We start from the raw sequence: 20,072 nt of genomic DNA, 5'->3' as shown, positions 1-20,072 counted from the left end.
GGGCGGTTTTTTTATTTTAGCTTAAAAAATCTCTTGTAGAAATGACAGGCGATAATAAAAATAATAAAAAAACATACCGCACTGTTTTCCCAATAATGATGAATATGCTGGCCCAAAAACTGTTAATTCGTAACCACCCCGCCACGGCGCAAGCAATATCCCCCACCACAGGCAGCCAACTCAATAATAATACCGGACTGCCAAAACGTTGCATTTTTTGCACGACCCAATATGTCTTGCGATCTTTTTCCAATGGCGCGGGAAAAAGACGACCAAGCCAATATGTGCTTATGCTGCCCAAACTATTTCCGACAACCGCTACGCCAAGTAACGTTAATATTGGCGTAGCCACATAACTAGGCTCCACTAACAAAATAGGCGTGGCTAACCCCATAAACACCACTTCCGAATTACCTGGCAAGACCGTTGCGCTCAAAAAGGCACTCAAAAACATCAGCCATAGGCCGTGTTTTTGAAAAAATACGCCCCAAGAATCCCATGAAAACAGCCATTCCATCATAAAATATCAGAGCAAAAGTCGCGATAATATTGCTCGCGATCTTGTTCCGTAATTGGTCGCACAACTTTACAAGGCACACCCATTGCAAGGCTATTCGGCGGAATATCTTTAGTCACGATTGAGCCAGCAGCGACAACCACATTATCGCCAATCGTCACGCCGGGTAACACAATCACATTTCCGCCTAACCATACATTATCACCAATGCGAATAGGCAATGCTTGCTCTACACCTTGTCGGCGTAATTCAGGGTGCAGAGGATGCCCTACTGTATACAAACTTACATTCGGTGCAAACATCACATCGTCACCAATTTTTACTCCACCATTATCCAAAATAGTGCAATGATAGTTAGCAAAAAAACGATCTCCCACTTCAATATTACACCCATAATCACAATAAAATGGCGGATTAATATGGGGATCTTCCCCTGCTTTGCCTAAAATTTTCTTTAAAAGCGCCGCTCTTTTCTCCGTCTCTGATGGACGAATTTGCGTATTATAATCAAATAAACGCTCTTTATTTTCTATACGCAAGCGTTTCAGCTCAGGATCATAGGGATCATGGGCTAAGCCTGATAGCATTTTCTCTTTTTCAGTTAACATATTTAGCCCTTAATTAATTGGTTTATGCGCACATCAAATACATGCATACCCGCACTTAAGCCAGCTTGCACGCCTAGATCCGCATCTTCGAAAACGACACAATGTTGCGGTTCTACATTCATTAAACGCGCACAATGTAAAAATGTATCGGGTTCCGGTTTATGTTTATCCACATCATCTGCCGTCACTACCGCATTAAAATAATGTCTAATCTCATGTTTATCTAATACCATATCCACAACGGCACGATGAGAGCCAGTGCCTAATGCTAAGGGTAATTTACCATAGAAATATTTTACAACATCAGCTGCCGGCAATAGTGTGGATTCCTCTAGAATCATCTTGATCCCAAACTCGCGTTTTAAGCGAATCACTTCATCAATCAATTCCAATGGAATGCCGTATTTTTGCATCGTCGCCATAGCAATCGTACGCACTGGCGCACCGCCCATTGCGTACATCACATCTCCTTTTGTCGGATAGCCCAGAGCTTCCCCCATCATTTCCCACGCTCGAGCATGGCAGGGCATAGTATCCACTACCGTGCCGTCCATATCAAAAATCAATCCTTTATACTGTTGAAACAAACTAAAATCTAACATCATTCTCTCTTTTTATAAGGTTAATAATAACTTACCCACCGTTTTCCCTTTAGCTAAATCGTGATGGGCTTGCTGAATATCTTGTATTGGATAAATTTTTTCAATCAACACTTGCAATTTTTGCTTCGAAACCAATTCCAACAATACACTTAAATCCAAAGCGTTCGGTTGAGCAAGCATTTTCTCAACAATTAATCCTCTGCTCTCCCCAGCCTCTTGCAATAATGGCACATGAATAGTCGGCACACAAATCACACGCCCACCTTGTTTAACCGCACGGAGTGCTTTCACGCCAGCCTCTCCTCCGACTAAATCAATAAATAAATCCGCCTGTAAATCCGGAAATACCGATAAATTTGTATAATCCAATACAGCCTGCGCGCCTAGACTGTGTGCTAATTTTGCTTTATTTGGCGAACAAATAGCCACAATGTTCACCCCTTGCTGCGCCAACAATTGAACCAATAAATGCCCAACACCGCCAACAGGCGCGGAAATCAATACGGTTTGTTTGGGCTGTAACTGTGCCTGTTGTACTAATTGATAAGCCGTAATCCCAGCTGTTGGCAAAGCACCCGCCTGCTCAAAACTCACATTTTCAGGCAAACGCGCGAGCAAATTCGCCTCCACCTGAGCATAACGACTATACGCTCCGCCCTCAAAGCTCAAAGCGGCCACTCGTTCCCCCACTTGGAAACCACTTTTACGCCCCGCTTGTACAACGATGCCCGCAAAATCGAACCCTAATACAGCCGGAAAATGTTGTTTAAATTTTTCCGCTCCCCAGCCTAGCCCCAAACGGGTTTTATAATCGACTGGGTTCAGCCCTGCAATATGATTTTCGATTAAAACCTGTGTTTCAGAAATCGTCGGCATGACTAAGTGCGGTTGAAATTGTAGAACTTTTTCATCACCAAAGGCAGAAATTGTTACGCCATAATTTTCAAACGTCATAAAAAACCTCATTTTGATTAAGCATTAAGGAGCATTTGCTCTATTTTGCTACAAAATTGTGATCTCTGCACTGTTTAATTCTGGTTATTTACGATAAAGTAAACAATTATTTTGATAAGAGTTTTACTCATGAATACTTACCAACGCTTAGTACTATTGGAAAAAATCAAGCTCATTGATGAACAAATTATGCATGTTGTCTTGCAAATTGAACAGCATTTAGCACAACAGTGGCAGGTCAATACTCAAACCAAACAAATGGAAATATTACTTATTCATTTGGCAAATTCTTTAGGACGGATTCGTCGAGGTTTTTCAGCACAACCATTAAACTCAGATATGTTTGCAGAAATTCAAAGTGCGGCTGATTTTCCTAAAATATTGCATTTACACAACGAAATTTTGTCTTTCATTCCCTTTGTCATTCCTCAAAGTGAACAAACGCATTTCATTGCGAATATTTATTCGTTAACCTTAGATCAACCCATTATTTTAGAAAAATAAGATATTTATTGAAATGGCGCACCCGAGAGGATTCGAACCTCTGACCGCTCGGTTCGTAGCCGAGTACTCTATCCAGCTGAGCTACGGGTGCGTAAATTTGATATGATTATCTGTTTTATTCATTTAAACGCAATGTGAATGGCGCACCCGAGAGGATTCGAACCTCTGACCGCTCGGTTCGTAGCCGAGTACTCTATCCAGCTGAGCTACGGGTGCAGCATATTCATTATTTTATTTAAATGAACAAAACAAATGGCGGTGAGAGAGGGATTCGAACCCTCGATACAGTTTCCCATATACACCCTTAGCAGGGGTGCGCCTTCAGCCTCTCGGCCATCTCACCGCAATCGGTTTGTGGGCGGTATGATACTGACTTTTAAAAATAAGTCAAACGATTTTTATACCAAACCTCTGATTTTGCTATCAGTTGTTTGATTTATCTACAACCTGATTTAATCATCTCTAAAAATAAGCGCATAATTCTCAAATCTGCCGTTAATTCCGGATGAAAAGCGCAAGCGAGTAAATGCCCTTGTTTTGCTAGCACCACATTTCCTTCAAATTCTGCAAGTTTTTCGACCGCACTTTCGTTAAAACGGGTAATATAAGGCGCTCGAATAAATACAGCAGGGAAAGGCTGATCCCAATCCTGTACAGATAGACTTGCCTGAAAGCTCTCCACTTGTCTCCCAAATGCATTACGTTGTACGACAATATCCATCAGTCCTAAATGGCTAGGTTCTCCGCCCTCAATATGTTTCGCGAGTAAAATCATTCCAGCGCACGTTCCGAAAATAGGTTTTTCTTGCTGTGAAAAATCACGAATGGCATCAATAAAACCACTGTTTCGCATGAGTTTACCAATAGCTGTACTTTCCCCACCAGGCAACACTATCGCGTCAATCTCATTCAATTGTGCACAGTTTTTGACAGCCACAGCCTTAGCACCTAATTTCTCAATTTGTTGGAGGTGCTCGCTTACTGCTCCTTGTAATGCCAACACTCCAACTGTGAATTGGCTATACTCATGATTCATGTTACCACCCACGCTCTTGCATTCTGTCATTTGGTGCCAAACGAGCGATATCTAAGCCTTTCATTGGTTCACCTAATTCTTCTGATAAACGCGCGATCAGATCATAATCCTGATAATGTGTTGTTGCCTGCACAATAGCCCGTGCAAATTTCTCTGGATTTTCCGCCTTAAAAATCCCAGAGCCCACAAATACACCATCAGCACCTAACTCCATCATCAAGGCCGCATCCGCAGGCGTGGCCACACCACCTGCAGCAAAATTAACCACAGGTAATTTACCTAATTGTTTAATTTGTAATAATAATTCGAATGGCGCCCCTAAGTTTTTCGCTTCTGTCATTAATTCATCATCGCTCATCGCAACCACTTTACGCACTTGCCCATTCACTTTCCGCATATGACGTACAGCTTCTACAATATTTCCTGTACCCGGCTCGCCTTTCGTTCGCAACATCGATGCCCCTTCACCAATACGGCGTAAGGCTTCTCCCAAATCACGACAACCGCAGACAACAGGCACCGTAAACTCGCTTTTCAGTAAATGAAACTCTTCATCAGCAGGCGTTAATACTTCGCTTTCATCAATATAATCGACACCCATTGCTTCCAAAACTCGCGCTTCAGTAATATGTCCGATACGCGCCTTTGCCATAACTGGAATAGACACTGCCGTCATGACTTCGCGTACAATGCGAGGATTTGCCATACGAGCGACCCCACCGGCTGCGCGGATATCAGAAGGCACACGTTCCAATGCCATTACCGCAACAGCACCTGCAGCTTCGGCAATGCGAGCTTGTTCAGCATTCACCACATCCATAATCACACCGCCTTTTTGCATTTGTGCCATACCTCGTTTTACCACATCTGACCCTGTTAATATTGTCATTTTTATTCTCCTTTATAATGTCATTATTTAAAACAGCGTTATTTTTGCTATAATCAGGCAGCATTAAAAGTGTCAAAATCAAACATTTTAATGAGGTCAGCAATGAAATTGAGTTATCATTTGAACAAGCAAGATCCCTGTCCACTGTATTTGCAGCTTTACCAACAAATCCGCCTAGCCATTCATCAACAACAATTACAACTTGGAGAAAAATTGCCATCGAAACGACAATTGTGCGAGTTTTTACAGATCAGCCAAAACACGGTGGAAAGTGCCTATATGCAATTACAAGCAGAGGGTTATATAGAATCTAAAGCGCGACGAGGTTTTTTTGTTTCTTTTCAAGCTGAACTCCAATTCTCATCAACAAAAATTTACCAAAATCGACCGCACTTTTCTCCACCTAATGATATTCAATATGATTTAAATCCAAATTATATTGATACCCAACATTTCCCTTTCCTACGTTGGCAAAAGTGCGGTCGATATATTTTACAAAAATCACAAAAACATCTCTTAGCTTTAGGCGAAAAACAAGGAGATTTAAATTTAAGAAGCGAAATTGCCCATTATTTAGCGGCCTCTAGAGGAGTCTATTGTGAACCCGAACAAATTATTATTGGTGCGGGTATTGAAAACTGTCTACAGCAATTAATTCTGTTATTTAATCAACGCTATCCACAACGGGATTTTTCCTATGCTATGGAATCTCATGGTTATCACTCTGTAGAAAAAATATTACACAGTTACCAAAAACAAACGATAAAACTCTCCTTATCCGCTGATAATTATCAATTAAATATTGCTGAATTATATCAATACCAAGCTAATGTTGCCTATATCACTCCAGCACACATATACCCCTTCGGCACGCCCATTAGCATTAGCCAACGCCAACAATTACTAGAATGGGCAAATGCCGCACCGGATCGATACCTAATTGAAGATGACTACGATAGTGAGTTTCGATATCAAGGCAAGCCAATCCCAGCCTTACAGAGCCTTGATGTGCAGGAAAAAGTGATTTATTTTGGTTCCTTTTCAAAGCTATTTATGCCTTCACTGCGCACGGCATTTATGGTGTTGCCCAAATCCTTATTAGCGGATTACCAACAATATTGTGGCTTTTTTAATTGCAGCGTATCGCGCTTTGAGCAACAACGCTTGGCTCAATTTATGCAACAAGGCGAATTTGAAAAACATATTCATCGCATGCGTAAAATTTATCGTAAAAAAATGGCTTTGCTGTGCCAACTATTCCAACCATATTCCCACAAAATTCGCTATTATGGTGAACACTGTGGCGTCTATTTGCTCATTGAATTAATCAATGAGCAACGTAGTGTTGAACATATTACCCAACGCGCAGAACAAGAAAAAATAAAACTGTATCCCGTTTATTTTCAACAAAAATGCTTATTTTCTTTAGGATTCGGCAATCTCACTGAACAAGCGTTAGAAAGTGCGGTCAAAAAATTAATCACAATTTTTATCAATCAAGAGGAAACCCCATGAACCATCATACGCACAACCATGCTGGACACCATCATGGACACGACATAAACCAACAAGTACTCAAAGTTTCACTGATCGTCATTGCCTCGTTTATGCTGGTTGAAATCATCGCCGGCTTTATCACCGGCTCTCTTGCCCTGTTATCTGATGCTGGTCATATGCTATCAGATGCCCTTGCTCTCGGATTTTCCTTATTAGCATTTAAACTAGGCAAAAAGGCGAGTAATCACCATCAAACATTTGGCTATAAACGCGCTGAAATCCTGTTCGCGCTACTCAACGGCTTAACCCTAATAATCATCGCCGTCTTCATTATTATCGAAGCAGTCACTCGTTTTAGCAACCCACCCCAAGTTGCCAGTCAAGGTATGCTCGTGGTGAGTATTCTCGGCTTATTAGTCAACCTCATTATCGCATGGTATATGCACCGTCATAGCGACATAGAAGAAAACTTAAACATGAAAAGTGCCTATCTTCATGTTTTAAGCGATCTACTCGGTTCAATTGGTGCCATTATTGCGGCATTATGTATATTATTTTTTGACTGGAGAATAGCCGACCCACTTATCAGTATTTTCGTTTCCCTACTGATTGCCAATAGTGGCTTCAATGTGATTAAAAGCACCCTCCATATTTTAATGCAAGGCGCTCCCAAACATATCGACCAAAGTAAACTCATCACTGAAATACAACAGGTAAAAGGTGTAGAAAATATTCACGATTTTCACCTCTGGACACTCACAAGCCAGCAACATCTCCTTTCCGCACACATTGTTGTCGATGGAAACATGACTGTTCACCAGGCCCAAAACATACGTCAGGAGATCGAACACCTCCTACAACATTATGGAATCCACCATGCCACACTGCAAATGGAAAGCCAAGAGCATGGCCATAACGAACAGCTACACTGCAAAATGCATGACAATCATAACCATCACGCACATCAACATTAACAAAAAGTGCGGGGATATTCATATTTCAAAAGTGCGGGTTGCCCTTGTAGTATAAGGTGTTACTACATCTTGTTCCCGCATTTTTGTCTACTATACAGCTCAATCATAAATTATCTTTCGCTCAAAATAGACACTTTAACAATCATTCCCAACTAGAAACACGTGATAACGTTTAATTAAAACGGAAATAATATCGGTACTATAAATACAGTGACTAACATCACAATGAATGTGAACGGTACTCCTACCTTGATAAAGTCTATAAATTTATAACCTCCTGGGCCAAGTACCATCGTATTTACTGGTGAAGAAACGGGTGTCATAAATGCGGCTGAAGCGGCTATTGCCACGGTCATTGCAAAAGGTAGTGCAGAGGCATTTAGGTGTTCTGCTAAATTAATCGCAATAGGCGCCATTAAAATAGCTGTTGCCGTATTAGAAATAAATAATCCCACTCCTGCACAAAGAATAAATAAGATCATTAAAATACCGTGATGTCCCCAATCTCCCACTAAGTTCATCATGCCATCAACAATCAGGCTGACACCGCCAGTTTTTTGTAAGGCGAGAGAAAAAGGCATCATTCCAACAATCAAGATCAAACTCGCCCAATGGATTGAGTCATAAGCGCTTTTGGCATCAACACAACGAAACTTCGCTAAACATAAACAAGCAATCAGTGCCGCGATGACATTGGGAACCCAGCCTGATACCATTAACAACACCATTAAGCTAATTGATAATAAAGCATAAGGTGCTTGTGAACTTGCTGGAGACGCTTTTTCTATCTCCATTGGATAATTCAACATAAAAAAATCTTTGGTTTGATTGCGCATGGCTTCAATTAGACGCCACTCTCCCATGACTAATAATAAGTCCCCCATTTTGAATGGTTGATGAGAAATATCGTCTGTTAAGATTTCCCCATCACGTTTTATTCCAAGCACATTTAAACCATAAACCGAGCGAATACGTAGTTCACTCGCCGTTTTTCCCACAATGTTTGAGCTAGGTACTGGGGTAATCTCTACCATACCAATTAACTTCGCTTGACGAGCATAATAACCCGCTCCCACTTCTGCTACGGCTAAATTATATTGTTCACAAAAATCAGCTAGGATAAATTCAGGATCATTGATATCAATCAGTAAAATATCCTTTTCCTTTAATTCTGTCGTCCCGAATGCACTGACAGAAATAGGTCGAAAACGTCGCCAGCGTTCAATGGAAATAATGTCCATATTAAACTGTGTGCGCAAATGTAATTCGTCTAAACGTTTACCAATAAAAGGCGATCCCTCTCGAATAACCAAACAAGTTGAGCGCCCAGCTAGCCCATATTCTGCGACAAAATCACTGATTGATAGCTTTTTGGTTGTCTCTAACATGTCATCAGAAGCATCAGATAACCAACGTCTCACCACTAACATGTAAATAATCCCTAACAATAAAATCAATAAACCGATAGGGGTAAAAGAGAAAAAGCTCAGACGAGGAAGATGCGCTCGAATCAATTCACTATTTACGACTAAGTTAGGTGCTGTGGCAATCAATGTCATCATACCGCTAATTAACCCAGCCATACTTAAAGGCATCATTAAACGACGAGGAGATATATTCATCTGACGGCAAATGGTCAGGACTACGGGAATGAAAATAGCCACTACCCCCGTAGAACTCATAAATGCGCCTAAAGATGCGACAGCGAGCATCAATAAAATTAAGACTTTTGTTTCACTATTTTTGGCCGCTTTCATGAGCCATTCGCTCACCTGATAAGCTATCCCTGTGCGAACCAGCCCTTCCCCCACAATGAACAATAAGGCAATCAAAATGATATTGGGATCACTAAAACCCGCAAATACTTCTTCGACCGTTAAAATGCCACTTAATGAAAATGCGAGAATAACTAATAACGCGACGACATCCATGCGAATTTTATTGCTAACAAATAAAATGATCGCTCCCACAAGAAACAGCAATACCAATAAAAGATCCATTGATAAAAAGCTAAAGTGTTCATGAAATATTTGATGTAGCATGGGACTTTCCTCAAAAGAAAAACGGCGAATATCGCCGTTCATTATATAAAATTTTATGAGAAAAATACTCAATCATGTCAAACTAGCCTAAAAACTTTTTCACTGGTGCAAAACTTTTACGATGGACATCAAGCGGCCCAAATTCTGCGAGTTTTGCTAAATGCAACTGAGTGGGATAACCTTTATGTTGAGCAAAACCATATTGAGGGTACTGTAAATCCAATGCTGACATTTCCTCATCTCGCGCAACTTTTGCGAGAATTGAAGCGGCGCTAATTTCTGGGACAAGGCTATCTCCTTTAACTACCGCCAATGCAGGGTACGCCCATTGCGGTATTCTGTTACCATCGACTAACACGAAGTGCGGTAAAATTTTTAAATTTTTTACCGCTCTTTCCATTGCAAGCATTGTCGCATGTAAAATATTCAAACGGTCTATTTCTTCTGGCTCTGCTCGCCCTAAAGCCCAAGCCAACGCCTTGTCTTTAATTTCTTCTGCTAAAGCTTGTCGTTTTTTTTCACTGAGCTTTTTAGAATCCGTGAGTCCTTCAATAGGATAACGAGGATCCAAGATCACTGCAGCTGTCACTACGGCTCCAACTAAAGGACCTCGCCCTACCTCATCCACGCCAGCAATAAGCTCATAAGGCGGGTAGACAAATGTTGTCATTATGCCACCTCTTTAAGTAAATCCGTCACAGCCTGCGCTGCTTGCTTATCTGCATCACATTGAATTAAACGGTGTAAATCGGTAAAGCGTTGAATTAGCCCATGACGATATTGTAACGCGCTTTCTGAATGTTCAAAAAACGGTGCAAGCTGTGCAGCTAATTTTTCCCCTGTGCAGTCATCTTGAATCATTTCTGGTACAAGCATCTCACCAGCTAAAAGATTAGGTAAAGCAATATAAGGCGTTTTGACTAGACGTTTTGCGAGAAAATAAGTTGTTTTCTTCATGCGATATCCGACTACCATTGGCGATTTACAAAGCATTGCCTCTAAAGCGGCAGTGCCAGATGCCAATAACGTCGCTTCAGCCACAATCATCGCTTGACGAGCGTGGCCATCTAATAAAATCATATCTAATTCAGGCGCTATTTTAGCCTTTATCTGTTCAAAATATGCCCGTCGTTTTTCATTCACCAACGGTACTAAATATTGAACATCCGGAAATTGCTGAGCCAACAATTGTGCAGCTTGTAAAAAAGGCTCAGACAGAAATTCTAACTCTGCCGCTCGACTACCTGGCAATATGGCTAAATAACGTTTTTGCGGATCCAGATTCAGCAATCGACAAGCCTGTAAACGATCGGGCTTTAATGCTATTCCATCGGCCATTGTATGACCCACAAAACGACATGGCACATTAAACTTGTCATAAAAAGCCTTCTCAAAAGGAAGAAAGGCCAAAACTAAATTTGTTGCGCGCGCAATTTTATGAATTCGATTTTGTCGCCATGCCCAAACTGATGGACTAACATAATGAATAGTTTTGATACCATGCTGTTTTAATTTCAACTCAATATCCAAATTAAAATCTGGAGCATCAATGCCAATAAAAATATCCGGCTTCTCCGTTAACATCGTATTAATCACGTGGCGACGAATCTTCAATAATCTAGCCAGATGTTTCACAACCTCAGTTAATCCCATCACCGCGATTTCTTCCATATCCACCAGCGTTTCACACCCTTCAGCCAGCATTTGCGGCCCTGCAATGCCAATAAAACGTGCATTTGGATATGTCATTTTCAGTGAGCGGATCAAGCCTGCGCCTAAAATATCCCCTGAGATCTCCCCTGCGACAATAGCAATAGTCGGTGAATTATTCTGCATAGAAAAAAGGCCTCAATAGATAAAGAGAAGAAATGAAATAGGCGGGTTCTCCCGCCTGTTAAGAATTAACGAATGATTCCACGCGTTGAGCGTTTGAAAAACTCAATAAAGAAACTAATAGCGGAGTCCTGTTCAGCAAACTGTTCAATTTCCGGCATCACTTCTTCTAAGGTTTTTCCACTACGATAAATTAATTTATATACATTACGAATTGCATGCAAAGTCGATTTTTCAAACCCACGACGTTTTAAACCTTCAATATTCACACCAAAAGGCTGAGCATGATTGCCTTGCGCCATCACATAAGGCGGTACATCCTGGCTGACCATTGAACCGCCGCCTAACATCACATGAGCGCCTACAATGACAAATTGATGAATCGCAGACATTCCACCCACAATAACGAAATCATCTAGCTCTACATGTCCTGCCAGGGTGGCATTATTTGCCAAAATACAACGATTTTTAATTTTACAATCATGCGCAATATGTGCATTAATCATAAATAAATTGTCATCGCCGATACGTGTAACACAGCCACCTTGTACTGTTCCACGATGGATCGTCACACTTTCACGAATACGATTACGATTGCCAATGATGGTTTTCGTTTGTTCACCTTGATATTTGAGGTCTTGGTTAACTTCCCCAATACTGGCGAATTGGAAGATTTGATTGTCTTCACCAATCGTAGTATGCCCTTTTACAACCACATGAGAATGTAATATTGTTCCTTTACCGATTTCTACAGTATGTTCCACAATACAAAACGGCCCAATTACCACATTCTCGCCAATTTTAGCGCCATCTTCTACAATTGCACTTGGGTGAATTTTTGCGCTTGGGTGGATATTTGCAGTTCGCTCAGTCATAGCAGCCTCTTTTGATTTATTTTTTAACGCGCGCGCACATCAATGTGCCTTCACAAGCAACCTCGCCATCAACTGTCGCAACAGCTTTAAAGCGCGTAATACCACGACGTTCTTTGATGACTTCTACATACATTTCTATTTGATCACCTGGGACAACGGGCTTTTTAAAGCGGACTTCATCAATACCTGCATAATAAAATAACTCACCGCCTTGTAATTCATGAGTTTTAAATGCCAAAATTCCCATAGATTGCGCTAGCGCTTCAAGAATCAATACGCCAGGAAAAATCGGTTCTTGTGGAAAATGCCCAGTAAACTGAGGTTCATTTACACTCACGTTCTTAATTGCTTTCAGCCATTCACCCTCTTTATAATCTACCACTCGGTCAACTAATAAAAAAGGGTAGCGATGAGGTAGTAAAGTCATAATTTCATTGACTTCAATCGTTCTTGCCATAGTTTCAGTTGTCACAGTTTGGTGCCTCTTAAAATATTAAATACTTCAATTATTGTTTTAAATTTCGCTCTAAGGCTTTTAAGCGTTTATTCATTTTATCAATATCAAGTGTTAGCGCTGCGGTTTTACGCCACTCTTTATTGGTTTGTAATGGGATACCCGATGAATATACTCCAGGTTCAGTAATTGGGCGCATAACCATTCCCATTCCGGTAATAGTGACTTTATCACAAATTTCCATATGCCCGTTAATCACACTCGCGCCACCAATCAAGCAATAGCGCCCGACTGTAAGGCTACCGGCCATAATAACACCGCCAGCAACGGCTGTTCCTGTACCAATATGTACGTTATGAGCGATCTGACATAAATTATCAATAATGACATTATCTTCAATCACTGTTGCATCTAATGCACCGCGATCAATACAAGTGCAGGCACCGATTTCTACATGATTACCAATAATAACTGACCCCGTTTGAGGAATCTTAATCCAACGACCTCGATCATTTGCATAACCAAAACCATCACTACCAATGACAGCCCCAGACTGAATCAAACAGTTTTCACCTATCTGTACATCATGATACACACTCACATTTGCCCATAAGTGTGTGCCTTTGCCGATTTTAGTATTTTTACCCACAAAACAATTTGCGCCAATAACGACATCGTCAGCCAATTCAACCCCGTCTTCGATCACGGCATTCGCACCAATTGAAACACGCTCACCCAATGTCGCATGCTTAGAAATCACCGCACTTTCAGCAATTCCCACTGCTGACTTTGGAGAATTGTCCATATATTGTGCAATTAAAGCATAAGCCACATAAGGATCGCGAACGATAAGTAAATTACTCTCCGCACGGCAAAATGGGACGTCCTCTTCACTTACAATTAGCGCACCTGCTTGAGATTCTGCTAATAATGCTCGGAATTTTACATTAGAAATGAAAGTCAGTTGATCTGCTTTTGCTCGTTCTAAAGGCGCAATACTTTTGATCGTTTTATCGGCGCTCCCCCGCAGTGTCGCGCCGACTTCTGTTGCCAGTTCCTGTAAAGAATAGCTTGCCATTATTTAGCCTGTTTAGGAATTGCTTTTAATACTTCTTCTGTAATATCTTTACCATCACCAAATACAACCGCATTTGCATCAAGTACTAAAGTATATTTCTTATCTTTAGCAACTTTATTTGTTGCAGTTTGAATGCTTTCTAATAATTTTGTGCGCTCTTCCATTTGGCGTTTTTCATAGTTTGCCTGGAACTCCTGCGCAGCTTTGTCATGCTCAGTGACTAACTTATTAATTTCTTCTTCAGCGGTTGCTTGCTGTTTTTGAATATCAGCTTCACGTTTTTGTAATTCTGATGGACGTTGTTTTGGATTTTTTGCATCTTTTTGTAATTCCGCAACTTTTGCATCAATTTTCTTGCGTTCTGCTGCAATTTTATCATCAATATTTTTTTTGCTCGCTTCTAACTTATCTGCTTGTGGTTTAAACTCAGCGTCTAATTTATCTGCTACCGCTTGACGATCAGGATGGTTTTGGAAAAGATATCCTGCGTTAATAAATGCAATATTCTCTTCTGCTTGTGCAGCAGTTGCGGTGAAAGCTAAAGCCAAAGAAAGTGCGGTTACTTTTAAAACATTTTTCATAATTTTTCCTTCATTAAATTTATTATAACAACGATAGCATCGTACAACTGGTACATATGCTTACATTGGTTGGACTTTACATTGACAAAAAAGTTCCAACCAATTGATTTATCGCTATTATGTTAGAATGTACCACCAATACTAAATTGGAATTGTTCAATATCATCGCCCTCATATTTTTTGATCGGTCTCGCATAAGAGAAAATCAGAGGGCCAAGTGGTGATTGCCATTGGAATGCAACCCCTGCCGACATACGAATTCGACTTGGATCACCATAATCCACACGAGTGACATTAGCAGGTAAACCTACTTTATCTTTTTTCCAATGTGTATTCCAAACCGAAGCTGCATCAACAAACATAGAGGTTCTCACGCGCGTTTGGTTTTTGTCTGCAATAAACGGTGTAGGGAAGATCAGTTCCACCGTTCCTGTGGCCATTGCATTCCCCCCGATCACATCACCATTGATCAGGTTATAACAGTCTTTAAGCGCTTGTTTTACACCAGTACACTCAGCTAAAGTTCGATTATCCGGGTGAATATAAATCGCATTTGGTCCAACTGCACCATAAGCAAAACCACGTAATGAGCCTAAGCCACCCGCTGTATAGTATTGATAAAATGGCAAACGCTTACCACCAAAGCCATCTGCGAAACTCGCACCAACTCGACCGGATAATACCCAAGTATGTTCACGATTCAACGGTAAGAAAGTTGTCGCATCAAAACTAATTTTATAATATTTATTATCCGATCCCGGGATACTCACTCGACCGCCTAAACTCGCTTTTGTTCCGGATGTCGGAAAGAAACCACGATTCAAGCTGTTATAATTCCAGCCTAGTGAAAAATCAAAGTCATGGGCTTTAAAATTCCAATCCTCGAAATCCATTGATTGTAAATATAATGCGCGATTATATTCCGGATCCATGTTTTTCAATTTATTAAAAGTATAACCTAAACCTAAATAGTAAGAGTTATTCTCATTAACTGGAAAACCTAATGTACCGTTTACACCATAGGTCGTACGTGAATAAGAGGATGATGTATTACTATCAGAGTTATCATAGGTCTCATAGAATATATTTCCCCCTAAACTTACGCCATCTTTAGTAAAGTAGGGTTCGTTATAGCCTAAATTAATACTTGTACCATAATCATTACGCGAACCGCCTAGACTAATGGATGACCCCATGCCTAAAAAGTTATCTTGTTTTATACTCGCTTGGTAGCTTAATCCACTTTCTGTCCCATAGCCGATACCAAAATTAATGCTACCGGTATTACGCTCTTTCACTTTATAAATCACATCAACTTGATCGTCGGTTCCTTCTACAGGTACAGTATTATATTCTACCGTTTCAAAAAAACCTGTACGATCTAACCGCACTTTTCCTAATTCGAGTAAAGTTGAAGATAACCATGCTCCCTCTTGTTGGCGCATTTCTTGACGTAATGTAGAATCGGCACTCACGTCATTTCCTTCAAAGCGAATACGGCGAACAGCATAACTGCGACCAGCCTCTACCACAAAGGTCAAACCAACTGTGTGATTAGTATCATCAAAACTCGGTGCCACATTAACTTGTGCCATCGCATAGCCACGTTCACCTAGCGTAGATTTTATTTGCGCCTCTACCGCACGCACATCGCTCCCATCAAACACTTCTCCCACATGGATTAAGTTAATTGCTGATTGCAATTGCGCTGACATTCCTGCGGTATCACCAACAATACGCGCACTGCTAACGGTATATTGAGCGCCCTCATCAATATCAACAGTGACATCAACCGATGTATCTTTCATCTTTCCATCAACTTCATGAGCCGGATTGACTTTTACATCAGTATCAACAATTCGAAACTTAGCATAACCATTATCCGTATAGAATGTACGTAAGGTTTCTAAATCTTGCTCAAATTGTTGTTGTTCAAATTTATTTCCCCACAACTTCCACCATGAATCTGGTTGTAATTGGATTTGTTCTAATAATTTGTCATTATCAAATGCATGATTACCATTAAAAGTTAACGAGCGTAAAATCGCAACATCGTCTTCTTTCACTAATAATTTTACTTCTGCTCGGTTATTTGGCAGATTATTGACTATCGCTTGTACACTCGCATCATAACGACCAACCGCACGATAATGCTCTGCTAAACTTTTACGGAATGCCTCTAATTTTTCACGGTTTAAAATTTCGCCTTTTACAATGCCATTCGCCTCTAAATTTTTAGTCAACGCGTCCGTTGGCACGGCTTTATTCCCTTCAATAACAACATCGGCAATCACAGGGCGTTCCACCACAGAAATCACTAATGTATTACCTTCCCGTGAAGCTCTCACATCTTCGTAAGCATTTTGTAAGAACATACTTCTTACGATATTTGCAATATCACTATCCGTTGCACGCTGTCCGACTTTTACCGGCAACCCTGCAATAATACTTTGCTCTGTGCTCGGTTGCACACCGTCAACTCGAATATCTCGCACAACAAAAGGTGCAGCTAATGCACTACCAGCCGTACCAAATAATAAACTTGCAATTAAAAGTTTTTTCATCGTCATTCTAACCTTGTGTCATCAATACAACATTTATTTTATCGTTTATTACAACAACTATAAACGTAAAAAATCATTAAATACGGCAAATACGGTCAACATCAACAACAAGACCGCACCTATACGGTAACTGATTTCCTGTACTCGTTCTGAAAGCGGTTTGCCTCGAACCCCTTCAGCAGCTAAAAAAACTAAATGGCCACCATCAAGAACAGGTAATGGAAACAAATTCATAATTCCTAAATTAACACTAATCAGTGCCATAAAACTCAAATAATATACTAGTCCTATTTCAGAAGACATTCCTGCGCCTTTAGCAATAGAAATCGGCCCACTTAGATTATTTAGCGATAAGTCACCAGTAAATAATTTGCCAATCACCTTAATCGTTAGCCAAGACAATTGAAATGTTTTTTCTACCCCTTTTTGTAGGGATTCAAGCATACCATATTTTAATTCGGTTCGGTACTGTTCCGCTAGAGGCTCAAAGGTAGGTGACACACCAACAAACCAGCGCTTTTGTTCATTTAAAATTGGGAAAACTGTCGTGTCATAAATTTGTCCTGCGCGTTCATATTTAATATAAAGCGCCTCTCCTTTCACGGCCTGCACCGCCTCAGCAAATTGTTGCCAAGTCACATGCTCATCATTATGCTGAATCGATAGGATCTTGTCCCCTACACGCAAACCAGCTTTTGCAGCAGGCGCAGCTTCAACAACATTCGATAAGGTCATATCGACTTTAGCTCGTACAGGTTCAATACCTAAAGCACCAAAAGCACTTTCTTTATCCGGGTCAAATCGCCATTGGCTTAAATCTAAGGTTTTTTGCATTACATGAGATTCACCAAAAGCTTGCAAAGTCAATGTAACATGTGGATTGCCGATTTTCGTCGCCAATACCATGTTGACGGTTTCCCAATCTGCGGTTTGTGTATTATCAATCGCCGTAATTTGATAACTAGGCTGAATTCGCGCTTGCGCTGCAATTGATTGTGGTTCGACATAACCTATGACTGGTTTTACGCTTGGAATCCCGACTAAATAAATTATCCAATACGCCAAAATAGCAAATAAAAAATTCGCAAGTGGTCCAGCCGCAATCACGAAGGCGCGCTGCAAAACAGATTTTTGATTAAAAGATTGAGACATTAAATGTGGTGGAACCGTTTCATTGCGCTCATCAAGCATTTTGACATACCCACCTAACGGAATCATGGACAGAGCAAACTCAGTTCCCTGTTTATCCTTACGTGACCATAATACCTTACCAAAGCCAACAGAAAAACGATGCACTTTTATACCGCACTTTCTGGCTGCCCAAAAATGCCCATATTCGTGTACAGACACCAATACGCCGATGACAATAATAAACGACCCTAAAGACCACAAAAATGACATGGTTCAATCCTATAACACAAAAAAATAAAAATAGGTGAAAAACGGTACTGCCGCAGTTAAACTATCAATGCGATCTAAAACGCCGCCATGTCCTGGAATTAATTGGCTACTATCTTTCACCCCCGCTTCCCGTTTAAACATACTTTCTGTTAAATCACCTAAAATTGAAACACCGACTGTCGCAACAGATAACCCGATAAAACGCGGCAAAGCTATATTGGCTTCAATTGACGTAAAGGCTAAAAATAACCACGCAAACAGTGCCGCTGTACATAAGCCGCCAATGACTCCTTCCCAAGTTTTACCCGGTGATACCTTTGGCGCTAATTTATGCTTACCCCACTGACGACCTGCAAAATACGCTCCAGAATCTGCAGCCCAAACTAAGACAAAGACATAAAGTAATAAAATGATTCCTTGATATGGATCAGAGATATAATGATCAAGGCGCAACATTAACACCCCGATGAAAAAAGGCACAAGCGTAAAGCCTGCAAAAATTAAATGCAATAAGGCCCTATTTTGCCAAAGTATCGTGGATTTTGGATAGGCAATCACCAGTAATAACGCCACCATCCACCAAATTACTCCGCTCAATAACAACGGTTGCGCATAATCTGTAAAGACTTTGCCAACGGCTAAATAATCCGCTTCTCCGTAAATCCATAAAAATAAAAGCGCACCCGATATACCGGTAATGACCATGCGCCAAATTGGTAATTTAAAACGTGGAAATTGCGTCCATTCCCAAACGCCTAAGCTCACTACTACCGCAATTGCTAGGGCAAAATAAAAAGGAGGAAAGAAAAATAATGCTGCAAATACTATTAAAATCAGCACAATCGCTGATAACACTCGTTCTTTAAGCAAAAGTGACTCCTGTTTCTTTGTTATTCACTACCACCAAAACGGCGATGACGCTGCTGATATGCAATAACCGCTTGTTCAAATATGGTTTCATCAAAATCCGGCCACAATACATCAGAAAAATAAAATTCTGCATAAGCCGTTTGCCACAATAAAAAATTACTGATTCGCTGCTCCCCACTTGTACGGATTAATAAATCCACAGGTGATTGCTCCCCAGTCACTAAATGCTGCTGAAATAAAGATTCAGTAATCTGATCCACCTCACATTCTCCCGCTTGCACTTTGTGAGCTAATTGCTTTACTGCCTGAACAATATCCCAACAGCCACCATAATTAGCCGCAATATTTAAGGTGAGCGCAGTATTTTTTTCTGTCATATTTTCTGCACGACGGATTTTGTTTTGTAAACTCGTACTAAATTTCGCTGTATCCCCTAAAATGCGCAAACGGATATTATTTTTATGCAGCTTACTCACTTCATGATCCAACGCTTGCATAAATAAAGACATCAAAGCATTCACCTCTGCTTCAGGACGGCTCCAATTTTCACTACTAAAGGCATATAAGGTAAGGGATTCAATGCCAATTTTGCGCGCATAAGCTACGGATTTGCGCACAGCCATTACACCATTCTTATGGCCAAAAATGCGCATTTTACCTTTTTGTTTCGCCCAACGACCATTACCATCCATTATGATGGCAACATGTTTTGGGATATTATTAGGATCCAGTTCAGTCATGCTAGTTCAAAATATTCTTCTTTTTTCAGCGGATTTTTATATAAAAATTCCCG

20 protein-coding genes and 3 tRNA genes are annotated in these 20,072 nt (G+C 40.6%); 3 read left to right on the top strand and 20 right to left on the bottom strand.

From position 1 onward, the window contains the following. Window positions 1–16: 16 nt before the first annotated feature. From CVP05_RS09090 to CVP05_RS09075, 4 genes are read right to left on the bottom strand one after another with little or no spacing between them, the layout of a single operon-like run. Window positions 17–517 (bottom strand): YqaA family protein, encoded by a 501-nt coding sequence (locus tag CVP05_RS09090; protein WP_100289252.1) that lies wholly within the window; start codon window positions 515–517, stop codon window positions 17–19. After that, on the bottom strand, window positions 517–1,125 hold the full coding sequence (locus CVP05_RS09085; RefSeq protein WP_100289251.1) for a sugar O-acetyltransferase: 609 nt from the start codon (window positions 1,123–1,125) through the stop codon (window positions 517–519). Before CVP05_RS09085 ends, CVP05_RS09090 begins: the two co-directional genes overlap by 1 nt. A gap of 2 nt (window positions 1,126–1,127) precedes the next feature. Continuing rightward, the gene (locus CVP05_RS09080) at window positions 1,128–1,727 is read right to left on the bottom strand and encodes a beta-phosphoglucomutase family hydrolase (RefSeq protein ID WP_100289250.1); all 600 of its coding nucleotides are present in this window, start codon (window positions 1,725–1,727) and stop codon (window positions 1,128–1,130) included. A 12-nt stretch (window positions 1,728–1,739) separates the two neighbouring features. Next, complete coding sequence (locus CVP05_RS09075; protein ID WP_100289249.1) at window positions 1,740–2,681, bottom strand: NADP-dependent oxidoreductase; 942 nt, start codon at window positions 2,679–2,681, stop codon at window positions 1,740–1,742. Between the two features lie 129 nt (window positions 2,682–2,810). Between CVP05_RS09075 and CVP05_RS09070 the strand changes: the two genes are divergently transcribed. Continuing rightward, window positions 2,811–3,185, top strand: a complete 375-nt coding sequence (locus CVP05_RS09070) for a hypothetical protein (protein WP_100289248.1) — start codon at window positions 2,811–2,813, stop codon at window positions 3,183–3,185. A 14-nt stretch (window positions 3,186–3,199) separates the two neighbouring features. Here the strand turns inward: CVP05_RS09070 and CVP05_RS09065 are convergent. The 5 genes from CVP05_RS09065 to pdxS all read right to left on the bottom strand — a co-directional run bounded on the left by CVP05_RS09065 (window position 3,200) and on the right by pdxS (window position 5,110). Beyond that, window positions 3,200–3,276: transfer RNA gene (locus CVP05_RS09065), tRNA-Arg, on the bottom strand. Between the two features lie 48 nt (window positions 3,277–3,324). Next, a tRNA-Arg gene (locus tag CVP05_RS09060) sits at window positions 3,325–3,401 on the bottom strand. A 37-nt stretch (window positions 3,402–3,438) separates the two neighbouring features. Continuing rightward, window positions 3,439–3,528 (bottom strand) — tRNA-Ser (locus CVP05_RS09055). 93 nt (window positions 3,529–3,621) lie between these two features. Beyond that, window positions 3,622–4,221 (bottom strand): pyridoxal 5'-phosphate synthase glutaminase subunit PdxT, encoded by a 600-nt coding sequence (gene pdxT / locus CVP05_RS09050; protein WP_100289247.1) that lies wholly within the window; start codon window positions 4,219–4,221, stop codon window positions 3,622–3,624. A gap of 1 nt (window position 4,222) precedes the next feature. Continuing rightward, window positions 4,223–5,110, bottom strand: coding sequence for a pyridoxal 5'-phosphate synthase lyase subunit PdxS (gene pdxS, locus CVP05_RS09045; RefSeq protein ID WP_207761363.1), 888 nt, complete (start codon window positions 5,108–5,110; stop codon window positions 4,223–4,225). Between the two features lie 90 nt (window positions 5,111–5,200). Here pdxS and pdxR point away from each other — a divergent pair, with 90 nt between their 5' ends. Both pdxR and CVP05_RS09035 read left to right on the top strand, forming a co-directional pair. Next, entirely contained in the window at window positions 5,201–6,625 is a 1,425-nt protein-coding gene (pdxR, locus tag CVP05_RS09040; RefSeq protein ID WP_100289246.1) for a MocR-like pyridoxine biosynthesis transcription factor PdxR, read from the top strand. Then, entirely contained in the window at window positions 6,622–7,581 is a 960-nt protein-coding gene (locus tag CVP05_RS09035; RefSeq protein WP_100289245.1) for a cation diffusion facilitator family transporter, read from the top strand. The genes pdxR and CVP05_RS09035 overlap by 4 nt, the downstream gene beginning before the upstream one ends. A 176-nt stretch (window positions 7,582–7,757) precedes the next feature. On the opposite strand, the gene CVP05_RS09030 is transcribed toward CVP05_RS09035, so the two are convergent. The 11 genes from CVP05_RS09030 to uppS form a co-directional block, all read right to left on the bottom strand. Further along, a complete protein-coding gene (locus CVP05_RS09030) occupies window positions 7,758–9,623 on the bottom strand; it encodes an SLC13 family permease (RefSeq protein WP_133118717.1) in 1,866 nt (621 codons plus the stop codon). An 82-nt stretch (window positions 9,624–9,705) separates the two neighbouring features. Beyond that, window positions 9,706–10,296, bottom strand: coding sequence for a ribonuclease HII (gene rnhB, locus CVP05_RS09025; RefSeq protein WP_100289244.1), 591 nt, complete (start codon window positions 10,294–10,296; stop codon window positions 9,706–9,708). Further along, the gene (gene lpxB, locus CVP05_RS09020; RefSeq protein ID WP_100289243.1) at window positions 10,293–11,459 is read right to left on the bottom strand and encodes a lipid-A-disaccharide synthase; all 1,167 of its coding nucleotides are present in this window, start codon (window positions 11,457–11,459) and stop codon (window positions 10,293–10,295) included. Before lpxB ends, rnhB begins: the two co-directional genes overlap by 4 nt. A gap of 65 nt (window positions 11,460–11,524) precedes the next feature. After that, window positions 11,525–12,331, bottom strand: coding sequence for an acyl-ACP--UDP-N-acetylglucosamine O-acyltransferase (gene lpxA, locus CVP05_RS09015; RefSeq protein ID WP_100289242.1), 807 nt, complete (start codon window positions 12,329–12,331; stop codon window positions 11,525–11,527). A gap of 16 nt (window positions 12,332–12,347) precedes the next feature. Beyond that, window positions 12,348–12,788 carry a 3-hydroxyacyl-ACP dehydratase FabZ gene (gene fabZ, locus CVP05_RS09010; protein ID WP_100289277.1) on the bottom strand — a complete coding sequence of 147 codons (441 nt, stop codon included), beginning with the start codon at window positions 12,786–12,788 and terminating at the stop codon, window positions 12,348–12,350. A gap of 49 nt (window positions 12,789–12,837) precedes the next feature. Next, the gene (gene lpxD / locus CVP05_RS09005; protein ID WP_165773147.1) at window positions 12,838–13,863 is read right to left on the bottom strand and encodes a UDP-3-O-(3-hydroxymyristoyl)glucosamine N-acyltransferase; all 1,026 of its coding nucleotides are present in this window, start codon (window positions 13,861–13,863) and stop codon (window positions 12,838–12,840) included. Continuing rightward, entirely contained in the window at window positions 13,863–14,444 is a 582-nt protein-coding gene (locus CVP05_RS09000; protein ID WP_100289240.1) for an OmpH/Skp family outer membrane protein, read from the bottom strand. The genes lpxD and CVP05_RS09000 overlap by 1 nt, the downstream gene beginning before the upstream one ends. A 122-nt stretch (window positions 14,445–14,566) precedes the next feature. After that, the gene (gene bamA, locus CVP05_RS08995; RefSeq protein ID WP_100289239.1) at window positions 14,567–17,008 is read right to left on the bottom strand and encodes an outer membrane protein assembly factor BamA; all 2,442 of its coding nucleotides are present in this window, start codon (window positions 17,006–17,008) and stop codon (window positions 14,567–14,569) included. 57 nt (window positions 17,009–17,065) lie between these two features. Beyond that, window positions 17,066–18,409, bottom strand: a complete 1,344-nt coding sequence (rseP, locus tag CVP05_RS08990; RefSeq protein ID WP_100289238.1) for a sigma E protease regulator RseP — start codon at window positions 18,407–18,409, stop codon at window positions 17,066–17,068. Between the two features lie 9 nt (window positions 18,410–18,418). Next, the gene (locus CVP05_RS08985; protein ID WP_100289237.1) at window positions 18,419–19,279 is read right to left on the bottom strand and encodes a phosphatidate cytidylyltransferase; all 861 of its coding nucleotides are present in this window, start codon (window positions 19,277–19,279) and stop codon (window positions 18,419–18,421) included. A 20-nt stretch (window positions 19,280–19,299) separates the two neighbouring features. After that, window positions 19,300–20,019, bottom strand: coding sequence for a polyprenyl diphosphate synthase (uppS, locus tag CVP05_RS08980; RefSeq protein ID WP_100289236.1), 720 nt, complete (start codon window positions 20,017–20,019; stop codon window positions 19,300–19,302). Window positions 20,020–20,072 lie beyond the last annotated feature (53 nt).

Source organism: Conservatibacter flavescens (assembly GCF_002795425.1).
GTDB classification, from domain to species: domain Bacteria; phylum Pseudomonadota; class Gammaproteobacteria; order Enterobacterales; family Pasteurellaceae; genus Conservatibacter; species Conservatibacter flavescens.
This window is presented reverse-complemented; position numbering and strand designations above follow the sequence as displayed.